We start from the raw sequence: 15,789 nt of genomic DNA, 5'->3' as shown, positions 1-15,789 counted from the left end.
ACTCGACTGTCACGGTTGTCGTGCGCTCATCGGCGAACGCCGCGCACCGACGCGGCGGCCGACCGTCCTCATGGTCGGACGGCCGCGGCGGCGAGTTCCTCGACGGCGTCGACCGCCGCGAGCACGCCGTTCTCCTGTGCGACCGTGCGGCCGATCTCCGCGGCTCGCTGCCGCGCTCGCGGCGCCAAGGCCTGCGCCAACGCCTGATACAGGCGCTCGGTGGTGATCTCGCGATACGGGAAGGTGGCCCCGATACCGAGCGCTGCGATCCGCCAGCCATAGAAGAATTGATCGCTGTGCACCGGTATCACCACGGCCGGAATCCCCGCCCGCACCACGTCATGGGTATTGCCGCTGCCGCCGTGGTGCACCACCGCGCTGCATCGCGGCAGGACGCGGTCGTAGTCGAACGAGTCGATGACCAGCAGAGTCCGGTCGGCGCTGAATCCCTTCGGGAAACCCTCGCCTTTCACCGTGAGGAGGGCCCGCGTGCCCAATCGCGCGCAGACCGTCGCGATCATCGCGCGGCATTCCACCGGATCGAGAACGGGCATTCCGGTCATGCAGAAATATATCGGAGGTGGGCCTTCGTCCAGCCACGCGTCGAGTCGCGGATCGACGACCGCTTCGCCCCAGGCGTCACGCAGTCGCGGCGGCAGGATGGAAGCGCCCACGATCGTCGCGCGTTCGGACCAATCGTGCGGCTTCGGCAGCAACACCGGGCTCACCATATGGACGAGCGGTATCCGCTCGTCACGCAGTCGCCGAAAAGGATTGCGCGGCTTACCGGGCAGTCCCATCTCGCGGCGCATTCGACGGTCGACCTTGCGATACAAGAACGTATACGACAATTCGAAGAGGCTATAACTCGCCCGGGACAGAAATCGGGACGACGTCATGTTCTTCGCCATGAACGACGACGGGAACTCATCGGTGCGTTCGAGCGGATACGGCAGGCAGCCGATCACCGGCGTGCCGGTCTTCTCGCGGAAATCCATCGCCCACGGCAGCGTCGACGCGCAGGCGACGACGACATCCGCCGCCGCACAGGCTTTCACGAGCACCTCGTGCATCGCCACGCCGCGCGAACCTTCGATGATCTTCACCGTGTCGAGCATGATGCGAACGAACGGCAGCGTCTTGCCGGAGGCCAGGGCCCGCTTGGCCTCGGTCGTCTCGAGCAATTCCGCGGCGTCGAAGGGAATCACATGGGGTTCGAAGTCCGCGTTGCGCAGGATGTGCGCTTGGTTGCGGGTGGCGGTGATCTCCACCTCGTGCCCGCGGGTGCGGAACTCGTGCGCCAACGCGAGATACGGTTGATGATCGCCCCGCGTACCTGCGGGCAACAAGGCCACACGCATACTATCGACTTCCGCTCGTGCACTTGGCTCGTCTGGCCGAATTCCGCGAATCGGCCGACATCTGATTCGTTGCTGGGATCCGCTTCCCGCGGATGTCCCACTCTCTCGAAAGAGTTCGGAACGGTACTCGGCCCCCCGCCGTTCTCAACGGGCCGACTGCCTGTCTGCAGAATCGGGAGATAGTTCCTTTCGTCCGAACGCATGCGCCACACCACGTGTGGTCGACTCCTGCGAAACCGGCGCACGCCAGTATTCCGGCTCGACCGGGCGTCGTCCAGACTAAGCCGCGACCGGGCCGTATCTCTTCTCAGCAATGGGAGGTAACCGGCTGCGGGCTTCGCGTCGGTGCCGCCGGAAATCCGCGCGCTCCACCGGGTTTCCCGGTGCGTTCCGGTGCATGTGTCTCTCCGTGGGCCAGTCACTCTGGCGGATTACGGACTGCGTACGATCCGATCGACGTGCCGCCCTGCGCGCTGCCGTCGGAGTATGGTCGACCGTCCTGTGCGGGAGGTCGTTTGCGGCCCGGCTGTGCGCGCGTGCAATATGTGAAGGATCAACCGTCGGGCCGGTGCACTCTTCGCGGCGCATCCCGTCCAGCGGTGAGGACCCCGCTGTTCCAAGGGCGGAACTGATCTGTTATCTACTGGCTAAGATTGTTTTTTCGACTGCACGCGCTCGGTAACCGTGAAGGGATTATCTACATGGCACGCAAGGTCGTCGTGACACTGGTCGATGACTACGACGGCAAGTCTCAGGCCGAGGAAACCGTGTCTTTCGCCGTGGACGGCGTGGCCTACGAGATGGACTTGTCGGCGGACAATGCCGGTCAGTTGCGCGGATTCTTCGAGCAGTGGGTTCCATACGCTCGCAAGGTCGGCCGTGCGCGTCGCGGCCGAGGTGGTGTCCTGCGGTCGGCTACCGATCGGGAACAGGCCACGGTCATCCGGGAATGGGCGCGCAAGAACGGCATCGATGTGTCGGCGCGGGGACGGATCTCCGCCGAGGTCGTCGAGGCGTACAAGAAGGCGAACGGGTAGCTCCGCGAAAGTCTTCATCGATAGTGGTTTGCTGTTCCCGCGCCGTCGCACCCGCGGCGCGGGACGGCCGCCGTGCATTCTTTCCGCAGCGATGCCGCGATAACCCCGCTTTTCCGGGGTAAGCGACCGTTATGACGGTCATGACAGACGCCCAGACGCACGAACTGCCCCGGCCCCGCGGAGAGTTGTCGGAGGCGGTAGTGGAGTTGCTGCGCGGCGAGCCGGGCGGTTCGGTGCCGGAGGCGGGTTCGGTGGACCCGTACGGCGAGGATCTGCATCTGGCCCTGCACACCTGCTACGAGCTGCACTATCACGGGTTCACGACCGTGGACGCGGGCTGGGAATGGGATCCGGGCCTGCTCGGTCTGCGCGCGGCGATGGAACAGCGGTTCCTGCGCGCGCTGCGCGACGACGTGCCAGGCGGAGCGGATCTCGACGCCGAACTCGACCAGTTGCTCATCACACCCGCCGACCCGGCCGGACCCAGCCGCTTCCTGCGCGACGAGGGCGAATGGTGGCAGATGCGCGAGTACTTCGTGCACCGTTCGATCTATCACCACAAAGAAGCCGACCCCTATGCCTGGGTGATCCCCCGGCTGCGCGGCCAAGCCAAAGCGTCGCTGGTGGCGGTCGAATTCGACGAGTTCGGGGGTGGGCGCGGCGAACGCGTGCACGCGCAGCTGTATGCCGATCTGCTGGCCGGCGCCGGCCTGAACCCGGGATACCTGCACTATCTGGACGTGGTGCCCGCCCCGATGCTCGCGCTGGTGAACATGATGTCGCTGTTCGGGCTGCACCGGGTGTGGCGTGGTGCGCTGGTGGGGCACTTCGCCGCGGTGGAGATCACTTCTCCGCCCGGCGCCCAGCGCTTGGTGGAGGCGTTGGAGCGTCTGGACGCCGACCCGGCCTGCGTGCTGTTCTACCGTGAACACGTCGAGGCCGACGCCGTGCACGAGCAGATCATGCGCACCGGCGTGATCGGCGACCTGCTGCGGCGGGAGCCCGGCCTGACCGAGTCGGTGGCGTTCGGCATCCAGGTGACGAACCTGCTCGAGGACCGATTCGCCGATCATGTGCTGGATGCCTGGGGCGCCGGACGCAGTTCGTTGCGGGAGACCGGGAGCGGACCGGGCGAGGTGGACGATTAAGCAGCGCGCGGCGGGCTACTCGCCAGAACGTGATGTTGATTCGACCCCCCGGCGTCTACCCGCCGCAATTGGACACCTGGTTGCTCACTCGTGCCCTGTCGGAGGCGGGCGTCCCGCGTGGCGGGCATGCGTTGGACGTGTGTACCGGCACCGGAGCCTTGGCCGTCGCCGCCGCGCGTACGGGAGCGGCGAGGGTGACCGCCGTGGACGTGTCCCGAGCCGCCGTCGTCTCCGCCTGGTTGAACTGCAGGATGCGCGGCATCGACGCCGAAGTGCTGCGCGGTGATTTCGCGGCGGTTCTCGGCGGGCGCAATTTCGATCTGGTGCTCGCCAACCCACCGTATGTGCCGGCTCCCGCGGGCACCGACAGCCGCGGCATCGCCCGCGCGTGGGACGCCGGGATCCGGGGCAGGGCGGTACTGGACCAGTTGTGCGCGGCGCTGCCCACCCTCTTGAAACCGCGAGGGGTCGCGTTGATCGTGCATTCGGCGTTGTGCGATCCCGATTCGACCCTGGTCCAGTTGCGCGAGCGGGACCTGAAGGCCGCGATCGTGGCGCGGGCGACCGTGCCGTTCGGGCCTGTGCTGCGTCGCCGCGCGGACTGGCTGGAGGCGGCCGGGTTGATCGAACCCGGCCAGCGAATGGAAGATCTGGTGGTTATCCGTGCCGACCGCATCCGGCAATGAACAGTGGCGGCGGGTGACGCTCACCGCGGACGGCCCGGCGTTGATCGAGGGGCCGGTCGAACTGGTGACCCCGGACGGCCGGACGATCCGCTGTGACCGCTTCGCGGTGGCGCTGTGCCTGTGCCGACGCTCGAAGAACTACCCCCTGTGCGACACCAGCCACCGCAAGCATCGCCGGTCGTCGTGACCGCGGGTCATGCCCGCGACCGGTCCGCGCCCAGGGCGCGGACCGTGTCGAGCAGCGACTCGGTCGCGCAGGCGACGGTCTGATCGAGCACGTCTTTCGGGTCGCCCTCGAACTGCCGGTGCCAGGCGTGGACGTCGTGCTCGGTGGCGATGGCGAACCAGACCGACCCCGGCGGCTGGCCGTCCTGCGGATCCGGGCCGCCCGCGCCGGTGACCGCCACGGCGACAACCGCTTTCAGCAGGCTTCGCACACCGGTGGCCATCGCCTCGGCCGCGGTCTGCGATACCACGGGCACATCGGGCACCCCGAGAACCGTGTGCTTGACCTGCGAGCTGTAGGCCACGAGGCCGCCGCGGAACCAGTCGGAGGAATTCGGCGCCGCGCCGAGTGTGGCGCAGAGCCGACCCGAGGTCAGCGATTCGGCGACCGCCACGGTGATCTCGGACTGCCGCGCCGATTCGGCCAGCTGCTGTGCGTACTCGTCCGCGTGGGGCATTTCCGTCCTTCCTGCCTGTCTCCAGGCCCACCATACGGTCCGGCCCGGGTCTCGCCGAACGGCGCGGGCCAGGGTTTGCGCGACGCGGCGCCGGGAATGTCGGCAGAAGACCGGCACCCGACGCAAGGAGATGAAGCGATGACGACCGACGCGATCGTGCTGCTGCGCGACGACCACAAGGTGATCCGGAGGCTGTTCCGCGAGTTCGAGAAGGCGGGCGACGATGCCGTCGAGACCAAGGGCCACGTGGTGAACAAGATCATCGAGGCGCTCACGGTGCACACCTACCTCGAGAACGAGTGCATGTACCCCGAGGTGCGCAAACTCGTGCCCGAGCTCGAGGAGGACATCCTGGAGTCCTACGAGGAGCATCACGTCGCCGACGTGCTGGTCACCGAGCTGGCGATGATGAAGCCCGACGACGAGCACTTCACCGCCAAGGCCACCGTGCTGATCGAGAACGTCGACCATCACATCGATGAGGAAGAGGGCGAGTGGTTCCCGAAGGTGCGAGAGCGCCTGGGCCGCAAGCAGCTTCAGGAAATCGGGGCACGGCTGCAAGAACTCAGGAAGAAGGCGCCGACCTCACCGGCGCAGCCCTCTGCCCTGAAGAAGACGGTGGACGCCGTCCTGGCCTGAAACCGGCGATGGCGCCGACACCTCCGCAGGTGTCGGGCGCCATCGCGCGGGACTCATTCGGCGGGCGGGTACTGCTGGGCGCCGAGCACCCGGGCCAAGTGGGCGGCGTTGCGGGCCAGCGCCGCGGTCGCCGAGGCCACCGCCTTCGGCACCGAGTCGAGGTCCTGATAGTCGGTGCCGCCCATGGCTTGATCGTTCCAGTACGTGCAGCCCTGCGCGGGGATGGTGAAGCCGATGTCGTTGAGCCCCTGATACAGGTCGGCGACGATCTTGTGCGCGCCGTCCTCGTTGCCGACCACGGCGACCGTGGCCACCTTGCCGACCATCGCGGGACGGCCCTGATCGTCGGTTTCGGACAGCTCGGCGTCCAAACGCTCCAGCACCCGCTGCGCCACCGAGGACATGTGCCCGACCCAGGTGGGGGTCGAGATCAGCAGGATGTCGGCCGCCGCGATCCGTTCCCGAATCGACGGCCACTGGTCGCCGGGCCCCTCATCGGCGGTGACACCGGGCAGCACCTCGTAGTCCACCACGCGCAGCACCGTGCCCTGCACGTCGTGCCCGGCCAGCTCGTCGAGCACCTGGCGGGCGATGAGGTCGCTGCTGGATTCGGCGGGTGACTTCTTCAGTGTGCACACCAGTGCGAGGGCGCTCGGTCCGGCCATGGGGGAAACCTCCTGATTCGCAGTATGTTTCGGTTCAGCCGCGGGCGACGACCCGGATCGTGCGCAGCTTGGAGTCCGCGGCATCCGGCACGTTCATTCCCACGTCGAGCCCGGTGCGCAGGTAGTCGATCACCGCGCCGTCGATCCGCTCGCCGGGCACGACCACCGGAATGCCGGGCGGGTACGGCGTGAGCTGCTCGGCGGCGATGCGGCCCACGGCGTCTTGCGCGTCCACCGTCTCGACCGGACCGAAGAACGCATCGCGCGGCAGCATCACGGTCTCCAATTGCAGGTCACCGGGCGAGGGCAGGTGGATGGGGGGCGGCTGGGGATCGGTCAGTTGCTCGCGCCAAGCGGCTACGCCGTCGACCAAGGCCTCCACGGTGCCTTTGTCGTCGGCGAGCGACAGGGTCGCCAGCACACGACGGTGATCGCTCAGCCCCATGTCGAGGCGCCGGTGCTCGCGCAACCAGTCCGCCGCCTGGTAGCCGCTGGCCCCGGTCTCGGACACGTCCATCAGGACCTGGAGCCGATCGAGGTCGTGAGAGGCTTCGACGCCGAGCAGTTCGTCCTCGAGCACCGTGATGCCGGGGAGCTCGGCGAGCTGTTGTCTGGCCCGTCCGGCGACGCGCAGCGCGTGGCCCAGCAGTTCGGGCCCACGCTCGACCATTTGCCTGCGCCAACCGTCGAGCGCGGCGTAGACCAGCACGTTCGGGCTCGTGGTCATCAGCAGGTCGGCGCATTCGCTGAGCCGGATCGGGTCGATGAGATCGCCTTGCAGGTGGAACACCGAGCCCTGCTCGAACCCCGCGCCCATCTTGTGCACGCTGACCACGCACAGATCGGCGCCCGCGTCCATCGCCCAGGTGGGCAGGTCGTCGTGGAAGGGCAGATGCGCGCCCCACGCCTCGTCGACGATCAAGGGTTTGCCCCGCTCGTGGCAGACGTCGGCGATGGCGGCGATGTCCGCGCAGGTGCCGTAGGGACTGGGGCTGACGATCAGCGCGCCCGCGGCGTCGGGATGCGCGTCCCAGGCTTCTCTGACCTGCTCGGGTGAGGGCGGGTGCGAGAAATGCAGGTCGGTATCCCAGCGCGGGGTGATCCAATGCGGCTGGACGCCGGAGAACACCAGCCCGGCGACCACCGATTTGTGGCTGTCGCGCGCCACGAGCAAGCCGCCCTCGTGACCGCCCGCGACCGCCATCATGGCCGCCTTGACCGACAGGGAACTGCCGCAGGTGGAGAAGAACGCGGTTTCCGCGCGCACCGCGTCGGCCATGAGTGCCTCGGCGCGGGCGAGGTAGCCGCCGCGTGCCAGCCGGTCGTCCAATCCGGCGACGGCCAGCACGTCGGAGCCGAAGGCGTCGCGGCCGATCACGTCCAACACCCGTTCGTCGGTGCCGCGTCCTTGCCGGTGTCCGGGCGGGGTGAATCCGTACCGGCCCAGTCGGTGATAGTCGGCAAGCGCTTCCAGCAGAGGAGCTCGTGTATGGTCCACGGCTTCCGCCTACCCGGATTCGGCGACGGCACACGTCCGGTGTGCTACCCATCCACTACACCCGTCGCAAGCGGGCCGCCGCGGTCTCGAACAGCGGCCGCTACGCACGTCGGGTCGGCTCGCGCGCCGAGCGGTCCGGCGGGCCGTCGGCGCGATCCCCCGTACCCGCGTATGTGTTCGCACGCGGAGAACGGACCGGCGCGGGTGAACCCGGCGCGCTCGTTTCGGGCGAGGGCGCCCGGGTAGCACGGGGACAAGACCGGACCCCACAGGAGGAACACGCGGATGAAGGCAGTGACCTGGCAAGGACGACGCAAAGTCGCCGTGGAGACGGTGCCCGATCCACGGATCGAGGCCCCGACGGACGCGATCATCGAGGTCACCTCCACCGGTATATGCGGATCCGATCTGCACCTGTACGAAGTGCTCGGCGCCTACATGAGCAACGGCGACGTGCTCGGCCACGAACCCATGGGACGGGTGGTCGAAACCGGTTCGGCCGTCACCGGTCTGCGCCGCGGCGACCGCGTCGTGATCCCCTTCCAGATCAGCTGCGGCGCCTGCTACATGTGCCGGACCGGCCTGCCCACGCAGTGCGAGACGACCCAGGTCCGCGAATACGGTTGCGGCGCGGCGCTGTTCGGCTACTCCAAGCTCTACGGACAGGTGCCCGGCGGGCAAGCGGAGTATCTGCGGGTGCCGCACGCGGACGCCACCCACATCACGGTGCCCGAGGGACCGCCCGATTCGCGGTTCCTGTACCTGTCCGACGTGCTGCCCACCGCATGGCAGGCGGTGGAGTACGCCGCGGTCCCGGAGGGCGGTTCGGTGACCGTGCTGGGCCTGGGCCCGATCGGGGACATGGCGTGCCGGGTCGCGGCGCATCGCGGGTATCGCGTGATCGGCGTCGACCGGGTTCCCGAGCGGCTGGCGCGGGTGGCCGAACGCGGCGTGGAGGTGATCGACCTCACCGACGCCGACGAGCCGGTGGGCGCGATCATCCGGGGATGGACCGACGGCCGGGGCACCGACTCGGTGATCGACGCGGTCGGCATGGAGGCCCACGGCTCGCCCTTGGCCTCGGCGGCCCAGCGCTCGGCGGCGTTCCTGCCGGATTTCGTGGCCGAGAAGGTGATGGACACCGCGGGTATCGATCGGCTCGCGGCGCTGCACTCGGCGATCGACATCGTCCGCCGCGGCGGCACGATCTCGGTCATCGGCGTCTACGGCGGCATGCTCGACCCGATGCCGATGCGGGTGCTGTTCGACAAGCAGATCCAGGTGCGGATGGGGCAGGCGAACGTGAACCGGTGGGTCGGCGACATCATGCCGCTGCTGCAGGACGGCGACCCGCTCGGCGTGGACACCTTCGCCACCCACCGCCTTCCCCTGACCGACGCGGCGCAGGCCTATGCCAGTTTCCAGCAGAAGACCGACGGTGCGGTGAAGATCGTCCTCGACCCGACCGCCACGAACTGATCGGCGCGGCGGGTCCGCACCGGACCCCGCCGCGGTCGTCCGCGACCGCGGCCGGGAACTGTTTGCTCTCTGCGCGCCTGGGTAGCTGCCGGGTATGAGCTTTTTACTACGCGGAGTGGTCTCGCCGTGGTGGCTCGAGGCGCCCACCTCCGCAGCCGCTGAGATGGCCCGCGCGGGCGTGGAGAAGGCAGTCGGCCTGGGAACCAGGGCCGCCCAGGCGCCGGTGCAGGCAGTGGCCGCCGGCGCCCGGGCAGGTGCGTCACTGCTGAATCTGGGACGCGACGAGGAGTTGCGCGACGAGTTGGCGGCGCTGGTCGATCCGCACGCACTGCGTTCGCGCCGCCGCGTGGCCGTCTACGAGGACCGGGCCACCGTCGAGGTCCGCGGCCTGGACTCCGGCAAGAGCGAAGCCGTCACCGAGGCGCTGCGCCGCACCCTGGACCGCCGCCGGGATGTGCGCTGGTGGCGGGTGAACGCGGTGACCGGACGAGTCGTCGCCGCGCTGGAGCACGGTGCGGCCGATCTGCCCGCCCTGGTGTCGGCGATCGAGTCGGTCGAGGCCGACACCGCGGTCGGCGACCTGGACTGGAGCCGCGGCTGTGAGCACCCCGGCGACCGGGAGCCGTTGCTGGCGGCGGGAATTCAGGTCGCCGGCGACGTGTGCGCGATCGGGCTGTCGGCGGTGGGGGCGGTGCTGCCGTTGCGCGCACCCGCCCGGGTACTGCGCGCGGCCGCCGCGTTCGTCGACACCCAGCCGCGGATCCGTAAACGGTTGGAGGAACAGCTCGGCCGTCCCCGGACGGACATGGTGCTCACCACGGCCAACGCCATCGGCAACGCCCTGGGCAACAGCGCCGCGGCGGGCACGGCGAATCTGGTGATCGACGCGGTGCACCGCGGTTTCACGCTGACCGAGTCGCTGACCAGGTACGCGCAATGGCGCAACTGGGAGGCCGAGATCGACCGCCGTCCCGCGGAAGTGTGCGAACCGTTGTCAGCGCCCGCCCGCATCGTCGAGATGCCACAGGGGCCGATCGAACGCGTGGCCGACGAGACGGCCGCGGGTGCACTGGTGGGTGCGGTCAGCTCCGTGCTCGGCGGGCGTGGGCTGTTCGGCGCGGCCGACGCGTTGGAACTCGGAGCGCCCAAGGCGGCGCGAGCGAGCCGGGAAGCTTACGGTGCCCTGGTCTCCACGACGCTGGGCCGGGCCGGGGTGCTGACGCTGCACCCACGGGTCTGGCGGCGGCTGGACCGATTGTCGGCGCTGGTCATCGACGGTGAGTCGCTGCTGACCGCACGCAGGCTGGTGCTCGACGCCGAGACGACGCACGAGAAGTGGTCGGTCGCCGACGTGTGGAGCGTGAGCCAGCGCCTGCTGTGGGGTCAGGAAGCCGAGGAAGGCTCCGAGGGCGACGCGCGACCGGACGACCTCGATCGTCTCCAGTCCTCCGATGGCAACCGGCGGCTGGTGCACGCCGCGACCGGAAAGGTCGACCGAGGCGGGACGCGCCGCCCGGTATGGCGGGAACTGCACGACAACGGCACACCGGTCGGACGGGTACTGATCGGTCGCGAACTCGACCGGCGGGCCCACGCGCTGCTGGCGCGTGCGCGCAGCGCGGGACTGCGCGTGACCCTCGTCGGCGACGCCGACGCCGCGGAGTTGCGCTCCATGGCCGACGAATTCGTCTCTCCGTCGCGCTCACTGAGCAAGCTGGTGCGCACGTTGCAGCAGGACGGTCACGTGGTGGCCGTGCTGAGCCCCCGCGCGCACCGGGCGCTGGCCTTCGCCGACGTGGCGATCGGGCTGGCCGTCCGAGAGGACAACGCACTGCAGATCCCCTGGACCGCCGACGCGGTCTGCCGCGACCTCGGGCAGGCCGACCGCGTCCTGGCCGCCGTCGGTCCGGCTCGTCAGGTGAGCGAACGCGGGCGCTCGCTGGCCCTGTCGGCGGCCGCGCTGGGCGGACTGCTGCTGGCCGTGGCCCCGACCAGCGCAGGCAGAGCTTCGCCCATGACCGCCGCGCACTACACCGGTCTGCTCAGCGGCGCCTTCACCGGATGGCGTTCGGCGCGGACCGAGCCACCGGCCACCCTCGCCCCGTTGCTGCCCTGGCACGCTCTGGAAGCCGGCGAGGTGCTCAGCCGGCTGGCGCAGCCGGCTCCGTTGGAGGAGCGAGCCCAGCCGAGCCCCGCCGCCCGCATCCCGGGGGTGAGCGTCCTCTCCTCGGCCGCGTCGTTCGCCGGTCAGCTGCGCCGCGAACTGGCCGACCCGCTCACCCCGATCCTCGGGGTCGGCGCGGTCGCCACCGCCGTGCTCGGCGCGCCGTCGGACGCGGTGCTGCTGTCGTCGGTGCTCGCGGTCAACGCACTGGTCTCCGCGTGGCAGCGCCAGCGCGCCGAGGGCGCGCTGCACCGGTTGTTCGAGGGCGAACAGCTCACCGCCCGCGTCATCGATCGCGCGGACCTCGACGCGGACGAGCCGGGCGAACGCCAGGTGCCCGCGAACCTGCTCGCGCTCGGCGACGTGATCGTGCTGCGGTCCGGGGACGTGGTCCCCGCCGACGCGCGGCTGCTGCGCGCCGCCGACCTGGAGATGGACGAATCCGGCCTCACCGGCGAGTCGATCACCGTGGACAAGCAGGTCTCCGCCACCCCCGGTACGGCGGTGGCCGACCGCGCCTGCATGGTTTTCGAAGGCAGCACGGTGGTCAACGGCACCGGCCGGGCGATCGTCGTGGCCGTCGGCGCCGACACCCAGGCAGGCCGCGCCGCGGCCGGAGCCATACCGCCGGAGAAAGGCGGCGTGCAAGCGCAATTGCGCCGCTTGACCGACCGCGCCCTGCCGCTGACCTTGACCGGCGGCGGCGTCGTGACCGGGCTCGGCCTCCTGCGCGGCAGGCCGCTGCGCACCGCGATCGCCGACGGCGTGGCGGTCGCGGTCGCCGCGGTGCCCGAGGGGCTGCCGCTGGTGGCCACGGTCGCCCAGCTCGCGGCCGCCCGCAGGCTCTCCCGCCACGGCGTGCTGGTCCGCGCCAGCCGCACCGTCGAGGCGCTGGGCCGCGTGGATACTCTGTGCTTCGACAAGACCGGCACCCTCACCGAGGGGCGGCTGCGCCTGACCACCCTCGCCGACCTCGACGAGCAGTGGTCCCCGGACGCGGGCTCGGAGAACGCGCACCGGCTGCTGCGGGCCGCGGCCCGCGCCTGCCCCGACCCCGACGAGGGCCCGATCGTGCACGCCACCGACCGCGCGGTGGTGGATGCCGCGGGCGAGGTGCTCGGCGACGACGCCCGCCGCTGGGACCCGATCGAGGAGATCCCCTTCGAATCCAACCGCGGCTACGCCGCCACCCTCGGCCACACCGCCCGCAAACTGCGGCTCATCGTCAAGGGCGCCCCCGAAGTTGTGCTGTCGCGCTGCACGCAGGTGCGTGTGGACGACACCGACCATCCCTTCGACGACCCCATGCGCGAGCGCGCCGAACAGGTGGTGCGCGATCTCGCCGAACAGGGCTTGCGGGTCCTCGTAGTGGCCCGGCGCGACCTGCGCACCGAACCCGACGACGTCGAGGCGGCGGTCGTCGAACTCACCTTGCTCGGCTTCCTCGGCCTCGCCGACGCCCCGCGCCCGCAGACGCTCCCGCTGGTGACCGCGTTGCAGCGCAACGGCATTAGCGTGCGCATGATCACCGGCGACCACCCGGTGACCGCGGCGGCGGTGGCCCGCCAGCTCGGCATCGAGGCGGGGGAGGTGGTGACCGGCGGGGATCTCGACCGGCTCGACGAGACCGCGCGCGCCGAGCTGATCGAACAGGGCACGGTGTTCGCCCGCGTCAGCCCGGAACAGAAAGTGCGCATCGTCGCGGCGCTGCGCCGCGCGGGTCACGTCGTCGGCATGACCGGCGACGGCAGCAACGACGCCGCCGCGATCCGCACCGCCGATGTCGGAATCGGCTTGGCCGCACAGGGTTCCGTCGCCGCCCGCAACGCCGCCGACATGGTGCTCACCCGTCCCGACCCGCTGGTGCTGCTGCACGCCCTCGTCGAAGGGCGCGGCATGTGGCAGCGGGTCACCGACGCCGTCGGCGTGCTGGTCGGCGGCAACGCAGGCGAAGTGGCCTTCACGCTCTACGGCACCGCCGTCAGCGGGCAGGCGCCGCTGGGCACCCGGCAATTCCTGCTGGTCAACATGCTCACCGACATGTTCCCCGCCATGGCGCTCGCGCTGTCGCGCGACGGCGAGGCCGTCGATCCCGACGACGACGACGATCCGCAGGCCCAAGCGCAGCGGGCGGCCGAGCGGCTCGCCGAACTCCCGCCCGCGCACCTGGGCACGGACCTGCTGCACACCCTCGGCGTCCGCGGCGTCGCCACGGCCACCAGCGCGTCGGTGGCGTGGACCCTCGGCCGCATGACCGGCACCCAGCGGCGCGCCGCCACCATCGGCCTGGTCGCGCTCATCGGAACGCAACTCGGCCAGACGCTGGTCTCCGGCTACCGCAGCCCGCTGGTGTGGGTCACCACCGCCGCGAGCGGGGCGGTGCTCGGTGCGGTGGTGATGACGCCGGGGCTGTGCCACTACTTCGGTTGCCGCCCGCTGGATCCGATCGGGTGGGGGATCGCGACCACATGCGCCACGACCGCCACCGCCGCAGCGGTGCTGCTTCCCCGGTTGCTGCCCCAGCCGGAGATCGCGGAGGAAGGGTGAGGCGCTGATTCGCACACCGCCGCCCGGGTATCCGCCCGGCGACGGACCCTGCCACCGCCACATCGACGAGGAGGAACCCTATGGCTCAACAGGTCGGTGACTACGTCGTGCAACGTCTGCGGGAGTGGGGCGTCGAGCAGGTCTTCGGCTATCCCGGCGACGGGATCAACGGTCTGATCGCCGCTTTCGGCCGCGCGGGGGACAATCCGGCGTTCATCCAAGCCCGCCACGAGGAGATGTCGGCATTCCAGGCCACCGGGTACGCCAAATTCAGCGGCAAGGTGGGTGTGTGCACCGCGACCTCGGGGCCGGGGGCGATCCATCTGCTCAACGGTTTGTACGACGCGAAACTCGATCACGTCCCGGTGGTGGCGATCGTCGGGCAGACCGCGCGCAGCGCGATGGGCGGCAGCTACCAGCAGGAAGTCGACCTGCAGAACCTGTTCAAGGACGTCGCCTCCGACTACTTGGTCGAGGTGAACGTGGCCAGCCAGTTGCCCAATGCCCTCGACCGCGCCTTCCGGGTCGCGCTCGCGCGCCGAGCCCCGACGGCGGTGATCCTGCCGTCGGATCTGCAGGAGGAGGACTACCGGCCACCGCAGCACGCGTTCAAACAGGTGCCGTCGAGCCCTCCTGGACTGCACTCGCCGCGCGTCGTTCCCGCCCCCGAGGACATCCGGCGCGCCGCGGAAGTGCTCGACGCCGGATCGAAGGTCGCGATCCTCATCGGTCAGGGCGCCCGCTCGGCCGCCGAGCAGGTCGTCGAGCTCGCCGAGCGCACCGGCGCGGGCGTGGCGAAAGCCTTGCTGGGCAAGGACGTCCTGCCCGACGATCTGCCCTTCGTCACCGGGGCGATCGGATTGCTCGGCAGCAGGCCCAGTTACGAGCTCATGCGTGACTGCGACACACTGTTGATCGTCGGATCGAACTTCCCCTACAGCCAGTTCCTGCCCGAACTCGGGCAGGCGCGCGCGGTGCAGATCGATATCGACGGCACGATGATCGGCATGCGCTACCCGACCGAGGTGAACCTGGTCGGCGACGCGAAATCCACACTGAGCGAACTGATTCCGCTGGTGCGGCGCAAGGACGACCGCGCATGGCGGGAGAAGATCGAGAAGAATGTCGCCCGCTGGTGGCAGACCATCGAACGCCAGTCCCTGCTGGACGCCGAACCGGTCAACCCGATGCGGGTGGTGTGGGAACTGTCCGAACGCATCCCCGACAACGCCATCGTCACAGCGGATTCCGGGTCCTCCACCAATTGGTACGCCCGCTGCCTGCGCTTCCGCGGCCGGATGCGCGGTTCCCTGTCGGGCACCCTGGCGACCATGGGCCCCGGCGTGCCCTACGCCATCGGCGCCAAGTTCGCCCACCCCGACCGGCCCGCGATCGCGCTGGTCGGCGACGGCGCCATGCAGATGAACGGCATGGCCGAACTGCTCACGATCGCCCGCTACCGATCACGCTGGAGCGATCAGCGCCTGGTGGTGTGCGTCTTCCACAACAACGACCTCAACCAGGTCACCTGGGAGCTGCGCGCCATGGGCGGTGCGCCGAAGTTCGAACAGTCCCAAACCCTTCCCGACGTCTCCTACGCCGAGGTCGCCCGCAGCGCGGGCCTGACCGGGATCACCGTGCGCACACCTGAGGAACTCGGCCCGGCCTGGGACAGCGCCCTGCACGCCGACGGCCCGGTGGTGCTCGACGTGCACTGCGACCCCGACGTGCCGCCCATCCCGCCGCACGCCACCTGGGACCAGATGAAGGACACCGCCGAAGCCGTGCTGCGCGGTGACCCGGACGCCTGGCACCTCGTCGCGCAGGGCGCGAAAACCAAGATCCAGGAGTTCATTCCGTAGCGACCGAAACGAGTGGTGCG

At 69.9% G+C, this 15,789-nt stretch carries 12 protein-coding genes; 8 read left to right on the top strand and 4 right to left on the bottom strand.

Annotation, left to right across the window (positions count from 1 at the left end):
* Positions 1-68: 68 nt before the first annotated feature.
* Complete coding sequence (locus M8859_RS27430; protein ID WP_159928741.1) at positions 69-1,361, bottom strand: glycosyltransferase; 1,293 nt, start codon at positions 1,359-1,361, stop codon at positions 69-71.
* 701 nt (positions 1,362-2,062) lie between these two features.
* Here M8859_RS27430 and M8859_RS27425 point away from each other — a divergent pair.
* From M8859_RS27425 to M8859_RS27410, 4 genes are all read left to right on the top strand, one after another.
* Positions 2,063-2,398 carry a histone-like nucleoid-structuring protein Lsr2 gene (locus M8859_RS27425; protein ID WP_159928739.1) on the top strand — a complete coding sequence of 112 codons (336 nt, stop codon included), beginning with the start codon at positions 2,063-2,065 and terminating at the stop codon, positions 2,396-2,398.
* 131 nt (positions 2,399-2,529) lie between these two features.
* Positions 2,530-3,546, top strand: a complete 1,017-nt coding sequence (locus tag M8859_RS27420; RefSeq protein WP_321209982.1) for an iron-containing redox enzyme family protein — start codon at positions 2,530-2,532, stop codon at positions 3,544-3,546.
* A gap of 32 nt (positions 3,547-3,578) precedes the next feature.
* On the top strand, positions 3,579-4,232 hold the full coding sequence (locus M8859_RS27415) for a HemK2/MTQ2 family protein methyltransferase (protein ID WP_159928737.1): 654 nt from the start codon (positions 3,579-3,581) through the stop codon (positions 4,230-4,232).
* Complete coding sequence (locus M8859_RS27410; RefSeq protein ID WP_195071019.1) at positions 4,210-4,419, top strand: CDGSH iron-sulfur domain-containing protein; 210 nt, start codon at positions 4,210-4,212, stop codon at positions 4,417-4,419. The genes M8859_RS27415 and M8859_RS27410 overlap by 23 nt, the downstream gene beginning before the upstream one ends.
* A gap of 7 nt (positions 4,420-4,426) precedes the next feature.
* Here the strand turns inward: M8859_RS27410 and M8859_RS27405 are convergent, their stop codons facing one another.
* The gene (locus tag M8859_RS27405) at positions 4,427-4,915 is read right to left on the bottom strand and encodes a CinA family protein (RefSeq protein ID WP_249645023.1); all 489 of its coding nucleotides are present in this window, start codon (positions 4,913-4,915) and stop codon (positions 4,427-4,429) included.
* Positions 4,916-5,053: 138 nt separating this feature from the next.
* Here M8859_RS27405 and M8859_RS27400 point away from each other — a divergent pair, with 138 nt between their 5' ends.
* A complete protein-coding gene (locus M8859_RS27400) occupies positions 5,054-5,554 on the top strand; it encodes a hemerythrin domain-containing protein (RefSeq protein ID WP_159928724.1) in 501 nt (166 codons plus the stop codon).
* Between the two features lie 53 nt (positions 5,555-5,607).
* Here M8859_RS27400 and M8859_RS27395 read toward each other — a convergent pair whose 3' ends face one another.
* Both M8859_RS27395 and M8859_RS27390 read right to left on the bottom strand, forming a co-directional pair.
* Positions 5,608-6,219 (bottom strand): flavodoxin family protein, encoded by a 612-nt coding sequence (locus tag M8859_RS27395; protein WP_159928722.1) that lies wholly within the window; start codon positions 6,217-6,219, stop codon positions 5,608-5,610.
* Positions 6,220-6,253: 34 nt separating this feature from the next.
* The gene (locus M8859_RS27390) at positions 6,254-7,717 is read right to left on the bottom strand and encodes an aminotransferase class I/II-fold pyridoxal phosphate-dependent enzyme (RefSeq protein WP_249645022.1); all 1,464 of its coding nucleotides are present in this window, start codon (positions 7,715-7,717) and stop codon (positions 6,254-6,256) included.
* 285 nt (positions 7,718-8,002) lie between these two features.
* On the opposite strand from M8859_RS27390, the gene M8859_RS27385 reads away from it, so the two are divergent.
* From M8859_RS27385 to M8859_RS27375, 3 genes are all read left to right on the top strand, one after another.
* Positions 8,003-9,196, top strand: coding sequence for an alcohol dehydrogenase catalytic domain-containing protein (locus M8859_RS27385; protein WP_249645021.1), 1,194 nt, complete (start codon positions 8,003-8,005; stop codon positions 9,194-9,196).
* A 94-nt stretch (positions 9,197-9,290) separates the two neighbouring features.
* The gene (locus M8859_RS27380) at positions 9,291-13,907 is read left to right on the top strand and encodes a cation-translocating P-type ATPase (RefSeq protein WP_249645020.1); all 4,617 of its coding nucleotides are present in this window, start codon (positions 9,291-9,293) and stop codon (positions 13,905-13,907) included.
* Between the two features lie 80 nt (positions 13,908-13,987).
* Positions 13,988-15,769 carry a thiamine pyrophosphate-requiring protein gene (locus M8859_RS27375; RefSeq protein ID WP_159928714.1) on the top strand — a complete coding sequence of 594 codons (1,782 nt, stop codon included), beginning with the start codon at positions 13,988-13,990 and terminating at the stop codon, positions 15,767-15,769.
* Positions 15,770-15,789: the final 20 nt, after the last annotated feature.

This window comes from Nocardia sputi (assembly GCF_023501985.1).
This window is presented reverse-complemented; position numbering and strand designations above follow the sequence as displayed.

What these genes read in the sequence shown, in the direction of transcription:
- M8859_RS27430 (WP_159928741.1), bottom strand. Translation starts at nt 1,361, where the DNA reads ATGCGTGTGGCCTTGTTGCCCGCAGGTACGCGGGGCGATCATCAACCG.
- M8859_RS27425 (WP_159928739.1), top strand. Translation starts at nt 2,063, where the DNA reads ATGGCACGCAAGGTCGTCGTGACACTGGTCGATGACTACGACGGCAAG.
- M8859_RS27420 (WP_321209982.1), top strand. Translation starts at nt 2,530, where the DNA reads ATGACGGTCATGACAGACGCCCAGACGCACGAACTGCCCCGGCCCCGC.
- M8859_RS27415 (WP_159928737.1), top strand. Translation starts at nt 3,579, where the DNA reads ATGTTGATTCGACCCCCCGGCGTCTACCCGCCGCAATTGGACACCTGG.
- M8859_RS27405 (WP_249645023.1), bottom strand. Translation starts at nt 4,915, where the DNA reads ATGCCCCACGCGGACGAGTACGCACAGCAGCTGGCCGAATCGGCGCGG.
- M8859_RS27400 (WP_159928724.1), top strand. Translation starts at nt 5,054, where the DNA reads ATGACGACCGACGCGATCGTGCTGCTGCGCGACGACCACAAGGTGATC.
- M8859_RS27395 (WP_159928722.1), bottom strand. Translation starts at nt 6,219, where the DNA reads ATGGCCGGACCGAGCGCCCTCGCACTGGTGTGCACACTGAAGAAGTCA.
- M8859_RS27385 (WP_249645021.1), top strand. Translation starts at nt 8,003, where the DNA reads ATGAAGGCAGTGACCTGGCAAGGACGACGCAAAGTCGCCGTGGAGACG.
- M8859_RS27380 (WP_249645020.1), top strand. Translation starts at nt 9,291, where the DNA reads ATGAGCTTTTTACTACGCGGAGTGGTCTCGCCGTGGTGGCTCGAGGCG.
- M8859_RS27375 (WP_159928714.1), top strand. Translation starts at nt 13,988, where the DNA reads ATGGCTCAACAGGTCGGTGACTACGTCGTGCAACGTCTGCGGGAGTGG.